A 6,823-nucleotide genomic window follows, 5' to 3' on the forward strand; every position below is an offset into this window, starting at 1 on the left:
ACCCGATGCTGGATACGGCAGAAGCCTCCGCGCCGGAACCCACGATGGAAGCGCTGCGCCAGCGGGTCTCGGCGCTTGAAGCCGAGAACGCGGCGTTGCGGCAGGAACTGGCAGCGCTTCGCCCACAGCCGTCCTCGCCCCACCCTGTCGAGGAAGCGCAAGCACCCTTCTGAACACCCCCAGGTCACGCTGAGGCTTGCGAACCCCACGTATCCTCTGACCCATGGCTCCCGTCCAAGCCCTGCGCCAACGCTGGCAAGCCTGGTGGCAGGCCCGCCAGTCGCCCGCCGACACCCACCAGACGACGCAGCGCAATGTCTACATCGTGCCGACCTGGGCCGGCGTGGCCTTCTGCGGCACGCTGGGCGTGCTGCTGCTGGCCAGCATCAACGAGCAGCTGAGTCTGGGTTACGCGCTGACCTTTGCGCTGACCGGCGCGGGCCTGGCGTCCATGCACACCACCCACGCCAACCTGCGCGGCCTGCAGATGGATCTGAAGGCGCCTGAGGGCGTGCACGCCGGTGACGAGTACGCGCTGGAGCTGCGCCTGCACAACCCGGGCAGCGCGCGCTTCGGCATCGCCGTCAGCGCGCAGCTCGACAGCGGCGCCACCGAGCCGGCCTGGATCGACGTGCCGGCCCTGGGCCATGCGGTGCTGAAACTGCGCCTGCCGGCTGACAAGCGTGGCCTGCGCGAGCTGCCCCGCCTCATCGTCACGACACGCTTTCCGCTCGGCTTCTTCCGCGCCTGGAGCTATTGGCGGCCTGCAGCCAAGGTCTGGGTCTACCCGCGGGCCGAGGAGGTGCTGGCGCCCTTCCCCACCCAGGCCGAGGCCGGCGCTGGCGAAGCCGCGTCGACACGCCAGTCCTCCAGCGGCACCGACTTCTCCGGCGTGCGCAGCTACCGCCGCGGCGACTCGATGAAGCAGATCCTGTGGCGCAAGTCCGCGCTGGCGCTGGACCAGGGCCTGCCGCTTTGGGTGCGCGAAACCGAAGCACCGCTGGCGCAGGACCTGTGGCTGGACTGGCGTGACACCCAGGGTCGCGATGTCGAGGCACGCCTGTCGCGCCTGGCCGCCTGGGTTCTGGCGGCTGAACGCCTGGGCCAGCCCTATGGCTTGCGCATGGCGGGGCGTGACCTCACGCCTTCCCTCGGGGCGACCCACCGCCAAGCTTGCCTCGAAGCCCTCGCGGGGTTTGACGCATGAATGGTTTAGCTGCCTGGTGGGCCCGCCTGCCGCGTGACGCGCGCGACAGCTTCTTCCTGCTCGGCGTCATCACGGCCGTCATCGCGCCGCATGCCGACCACCTGCCCTGGTGGAGCAGCGCATTGACCACCGTCGTGCTGGCCTGGCGCGCCTCGCTGGCCTGGCGCCAGCGGCCGCTGCCTGGGCGCTGGTGGCTGGCCGCCGTCATCGCGGTCTACACGGGCCTGACCTGGCTGACCTTTCGCACGCTGATCGGCCGCGAGGCCGGCATCACGCTGCTGGTCATGCTGATGGCGCTCAAGACCATGGAGCTGCGCGCGCGCCGCGATGCCTTCGTCGTCTTCTTCCTCGGCTTCTTCCTGGTGCTGACGCAGTTCCTGTACTCGCAGTCGCTGCTGATGGCGGTCTGGTCACTGGCCTCGCTGTGGGGGCTGCTGGCCGCCGTCGTGCTGGCGCAGATGCCCACGGGCATCCCCAGCATCGGCATCGCGGCAAGGCACGCTGCCGGCACCACGGCGCTGGGCCTGCCCGTCATGGTGCTGCTCTTCGTGCTGTTCCCGCGCATCGCGCCGCTGTGGGGCGTGCCGACCGAAGCCATCGGCCGCACGGGCCTGTCCAACCAGCTCGAGTTCGGCGCGATGAACGAGATCGCCAACGACGAGAGCATCGCGATGCGGCTGAAGTTCGAGGGGGCCTTGCCGCCGCCCGACCAGCGCTATTTCCGCGGCCCGGTGCTGACCCGCTTCGACGGCAAGACCTGGCGCGCCTATGACTCCCGCTCCAGCCAGAGCTGGTTGCGCGGCCGCGACGACCTGGCCACGGCCGGCCCGGCGCTGCGCTATGAAATAACGCTGGAGCCGCTGCGTATCTCGGTGCTGCCCCTGCTGGAGATGAGCCCAGGCGGCGTCGGCAGCGAACTGAACCTGACCGACCTGACCGTCGTGCGCGGGCCCGAGCTGCAATGGCTGTCGCCACGCCCCATCACCGAGAGGCTGAGGGTGGCAACCAGCGCCCACACGGCCTGGCGGGCCGGGGAGCGCCGCAACCGCCTGCAACTGACCACCGACCTCGACCTGCCCGCCGGTCTCAATCCGCGCACCCGTGCCTGGGCCGAGCTGCTGGCCGGCGAGGCGCGCTTTGCCACGCTGGGGCCGGGCCCGCGTTCCGAGGCTCTGGCCGCAGCCCTTCTGGAACACATCCGCAGCCAGGACTTCACTTACACCCTCACCCCCGGCCGCTATGGCGAGACCTCGCCCCACGTCATCGACGAGTTCTGGCTGGACCGGCGCCTGGGCTTTTGCGAGCACTTCGCCTCCGCCTTCGTCGTCGTCATGCGCGCCATGGGCGTGCCGGCGCGCATCGTCACCGGCTTCCAGGGTTGGGACGCCGAACCCCAGGACGGCTATCAGGTCGTGCGCAACGCCAATGCCCATGCGTGGGCCGAGTTCTGGGTCGAAGGCCGCGGCTGGGTGCGCAGCGATCCGACCGCCGCCGTGGCGCCCAACCGCGTCACCCAGGGCCTGGCGCTGCGGCCGCAGCCCGGCGTGCTGGGCCAGTTCAACCCGACGCTGTGGCGGGCCATGCGCAATGGCTGGGAGACCGTCAACAACCGCTGGCAGCAACTGGTGCTGAATTATTCGCGCGACAACCAGTTCGACCTGCTCAAGCGCCTGGGCTTCAGCCAACCCGACTGGACGGCGCTGGGCCAGGCCCTGGCCGGCGTCATCCTCGTGCTGGCCGTGGCAGGCGCCGCCTGGATACGCTGGAGCAGCCGGCCGCACGACGCCTGGAGCCGCCAGCGGGCGCGCATAGCCGCCCTGCTGACCCGTGCGGGCGTGAGCATCCCCGCCCACGAGAGCCCGGCCGCCTGGGCGCGCGCGCTGCGCCGCCAGCATGGCCAGAAGGCCGAGCCGGCCGCGCAGTGGCTGGAGAAGCTGGAGCGCTCGCGCTACGCCCCTGACGCATCGGCGCCCGCCTGGGGCGAGTTCCGCGCCGCGGCCCGTATGCTGCAGCCGTGAATTTCCGATACCTCCCCCTGCTGGCCGGCCTGCTGCTGGCTTGTGCCGTCCACGCCAAACCCCGCCACGCCAAGCCGGCGCCGCCTCCTGAACCGCTGGGCAACCGCCCCGCCCTCGTCGCCTTTGCCGACGAGCTTGCGGCATCGCAAAGCTGGGACGCCACCGCGCTGCGCGAGCAGCTCAGCCAGGCCCTGGACCTGCCGCGCGTGCGGCAGCTCATCCTGCCGGCGGCCGTCGGCACAGCCAAGAACTGGACGGCCTACCGCGACCGCTTCATCGAGCCCAGGCGCCTGGACGCCGGCGTGGCCTTCTGGGCCGAGCACGAGGCCGCGCTGGCGCGTGCCGAGAGCACCTACGGCGTGCCGGCCGAGGTCGTCGTCGGCATCATTGGCGTCGAGACCTTCTATGGCCGCATCACCGGGGGCTTCAAGGTGCTGGACGCGCTGGCGACGCTGGCCTTCGACTTTCCCACCGAGCACCCGCGCGCCGCCGAACGCCAGGCCTTCTTCCGYGGCGAGCTGGCCGAGTTCCTCAAGCTCTGCCGCGAGAACGGCCTGGACGCCGGCGAGGTGCGCGGCAGCTATGCCGGGGCCCTGGGCTGGCCGCAATTCATGCCCGGCAGCTGGCGCCAGCATGCGGTGGACTTCGACGGCGATGGCCGCATCGACTTGATCGCCAGCCCGGTGGACGCCATCGGCAGCGTGGCCCACTACCTGTCCGAGTACGGCTGGAAGCCCGGCGAGGCGACGCACTACAGCGTCAAACTGCCCGCTGACCGCCGCGAGCGGGCGCGCCTGCTGGCGCCGGACATCAAGCCCAGCTTCACCGCCACCGACCTCAGCGCCGCCGGCGCCTTGCCCTCCAAGGCCGCACTCGACCACGATGGCCCCATGGCCGTCATCGAGCTGCAGAACGGGCCGAAGAAGCCGACCACCGTGCTGCTGGGCACGCAGAATTTCTGGACGGTCACGCGCTACAACTGGTCGGCCTATTACGCGCTGGCCGTCATCGAGCTCGGCCAGGCCGTGGCCCGGGCGCGCCAAGCCTCCAAAGCTCAGTAGGGGTTGGGCATCAACACGCCCGTCTCCACCGAGATGAAATACGGCGACACGGTCGGCCAAGTGGCCAGGTTGTATTGCCCGCCGGCCGTGCGTTTCTCGACCTGCAGGCTGCGGAAAGTCAGCGGCTTCCTGGCCTGCACCGTCGTCGGCGCCATCGTCGGCTTGAGGAAATAGGCGCGACCGGTGCGGCCGCCCAGGCCGTCGTCATTGCCCATGACGGTGGCGATGTCGCCGTCGACAACGACGGCCGTCTGCTCATCCACGCCGATGCCGCGCAGCGCCTGCCAGCCGGCCCAGCCATCGGCCGACAACCGGGCCAGGAAGGTGACCAGGCGGCCCATGCGGTCGCGGGCGACGAGGTGAGCGTCGGTGATGACGTTCGCCATCAGCGGCAGCGCATTCAGGAAGCTGCGGTCCAGCGTGACGCCGCGGTCATAGGGGTTGGCCATGGCGGTGGCCGACGACACCGACTGGTTGGCGCCCGAGTAGTCGAACTGGCCCAGCACGGCCAGGCCGGCGCTGGTGCCGCCAAAGGGCACCCTGCGCGCGACGGCGGCCTTCATCGCGGCCTCCAGCGGTGTGCCAGCCCACTGGGCGATATAGGTGGACTGATCGCCACCGGCGATGAACAGCACGTCGGCCCGCGCCACCAGATCCAGCACCTCGGGCGCGCTGGCGCCAGCCCGCGTCTTCAGCACGATGGACTCGACCGAGTCGACGCCGTCCATGGCCATCAGGTAGGCGTTGTAGCCGTCAGCGCCCGAGGTGCGCAGGATGACGACATCGACCTTGGCCGCCGTGCCGCCACGCGCCTTGGCGATCATGGCTCGGAAGGCGTCGTCGACGTCGATGCCACCGCCCATCAGCACGAGCTGGTTGCTCGCTGGCTGGGGAGGCAGCGCATCGGCGGCGCTGCCGCTGCGGTAGAGGTCGTAGTCCTTGTTGCCGGCCGTGGCCTTGGCGCCGCTGCCGGCACTGCCACCGCCCGCTGCGGCGGCCAGGCTCACGCAGAGCAGGCCCAACGAGACGATGCGACGGGCCCAGATATCCAAGCGCTTCATGTGATTTTCCCAGGTGATGGCCGGGCGAGTGTGGCAGCCCCGGCGTCAGAAGGCCAGCTCGGCCTCGGCCGTTGGCGCCTCTTCAACCAGAGGGCCTTCAGGCGCGGAGCTGGCGGGGGTGAGGTCCTGCCAGTAGCGGTGGCGCAGCGCTCGCTCGCAGCTCGACTCGAACGTCGCACTCCGCCAGCGCCAGGCGCCGCATGACGGGCTGGCAACGACGGCGATGCCCGCGGCCTGGTAGCGCGCCAGCACCGGCGGCGCGGGATGGCCAAAGCGGCTGCGGTAGCCGGCCTGCACGACACCGACGCTCGGCGCAACGGCGGCCAACAGCTCGGCGCTGGATGAGGTCTTGCTGCCGTGGTGCGGTACGAGCAGCACCTCGGCATGCAGATCAGCCTCGCGCTTCACGAGCTGCCGCTCCTGCTCGGCCTCCAGGTCGCCCGCCAGCAGCGCGCGTCGGCTCGAAGCCGCCGTGATGCGCAATACGCAGGACAGGTCGTTAGACCGGAAGCCGCCCCCGTAATGGGCCAGCGTGGGGTGCAGTACGTCAAAGCGCACGCCGTCCCAGGTCCAGGTCTGGCCGGCTTCGCAGCGCTGTACGGGCAGCCCGACGCCGAGCAGCGGATGGCCCGGCTCCAGCGAGCTGCGCAGCTCTCCCACCGAGAGCGCCTGCATCAAGGTTGCCGCACCACCGACATGGTCGCTGTCGCGGTGGCTGAGCACCAGCATGTCCAACCGGTTCAGCCCCAGGCGGCGCAGCAGTGGCAGCAGCACCCGCTCGCCGGCGTCCGAGCCCGGCGCATAAACCGGGYCGGTGTCGAAAAGCAGCGCATGGCCACGGGTACGGACCAGCACCGCGTTGCCCTGGCCGATGTCCGGCGCCAGCAGTTCGAACTCGCCGTCAGGTGGGCGCGRCACGGCCGGCCACAGCAGCGGCAGCGTCATCAGCAGACCTGCAGCGCGCAACCGCCAGGGCAGTCTCAGTGCCATCAGCACGGCGCCCAGCAATGCCAGTGCCTGTGACCACAGTGGCGCCGCCGGCAGCCACCACACCGCCGCTGGCCAGGCGATCAGCAGCTTGAGCCAGGCCATCAAGGCCTGCATCAGCACGGCGGCCAGTGCCCACAGCGGCGTGAACAGGCCGCCCAGCAAAGCCAGCGGCGTGATGACGAAGCTGATCAGCGGGATGGCAACGAGGTTGGCCAGCAGGCCGACGACGGAGAGCTGCGCAAAGCAGATCAGGCTCAGCGGCGCGAGGCCGATGGTCGCGATGGCCTGGGTGCGCAGCGCCGCCTTGCATCTGGCGCGCCAGCCGTCTGCGTGCTCGCCGCCGGCCGCCATCAACAGGCCCACGGCGCCGAAGGACAGCCAGAAGCCCGGCTGCATCAGCGCCCAGGGGTCGGCTGCCGTGACGATGACGGCGGCCGCCAGCAGCATCAGCGGCCAGGGCCAGCGCAGGCCAAGGCTGCGCAGAGC

General features: G+C 70.7%; 5 protein-coding genes. 3 read left to right on the top strand and 2 right to left on the bottom strand.

Annotated elements, in window-relative coordinates:
- Positions 1-223: 223 nt before the first annotated feature.
- From ACXJKR_RS20290 to mltB, 3 genes are read left to right on the top strand one after another with little or no spacing between them, the layout of a single operon-like run.
- Positions 224-1,207 (top strand): DUF58 domain-containing protein, encoded by a 984-nt coding sequence (locus tag ACXJKR_RS20290; protein WP_457324349.1) that lies wholly within the window; start codon positions 224-226, stop codon positions 1,205-1,207.
- Positions 1,204-3,225: a transglutaminase family protein gene (locus tag ACXJKR_RS20295; protein WP_457324350.1), complete on the top strand. Its 2,022-nt coding sequence runs from the start codon at positions 1,204-1,206 to the stop codon at positions 3,223-3,225. The genes ACXJKR_RS20290 and ACXJKR_RS20295 overlap by 4 nt, the downstream gene beginning before the upstream one ends.
- On the top strand, positions 3,222-4,286 hold the full coding sequence (gene mltB, locus ACXJKR_RS20300; RefSeq protein ID WP_457324351.1) for a lytic murein transglycosylase B: 1,065 nt from the start codon (positions 3,222-3,224) through the stop codon (positions 4,284-4,286). Before ACXJKR_RS20295 ends, mltB begins: the two co-directional genes overlap by 4 nt.
- On the opposite strand, the gene ACXJKR_RS20305 is transcribed toward mltB, so the two are convergent.
- Complete coding sequence (locus ACXJKR_RS20305; RefSeq protein WP_457324352.1) at positions 4,280-5,347, bottom strand: cyanophycinase; 1,068 nt, start codon at positions 5,345-5,347, stop codon at positions 4,280-4,282. The two genes, mltB and ACXJKR_RS20305, sit on opposite strands and share 7 nt — an antisense overlap.
- Before the next feature lie 45 nt (positions 5,348-5,392).
- Positions 5,393-6,823: DNA internalization-related competence protein ComEC/Rec2 (locus ACXJKR_RS20310; RefSeq protein WP_457324353.1), on the bottom strand; the 1,431-nt coding region annotated here is incomplete at its 5' end.

This window comes from Roseateles sp. P5_E11 (assembly GCF_054049355.1).

Coding starts and splice junctions, on each gene's coding strand:
- ACXJKR_RS20290 (WP_457324349.1), top strand. CDS start 224: ATGGCTCCCGTCCAAGCCCTGCGCCAACGCTGGCAAGCCTGGTGGCAG.
- ACXJKR_RS20305 (WP_457324352.1), bottom strand. CDS start 5,347: ATGAAGCGCTTGGATATCTGGGCCCGTCGCATCGTCTCGTTGGGCCTG.
- ACXJKR_RS20295 (WP_457324350.1), top strand. CDS start 1,204: ATGAATGGTTTAGCTGCCTGGTGGGCCCGCCTGCCGCGTGACGCGCGC.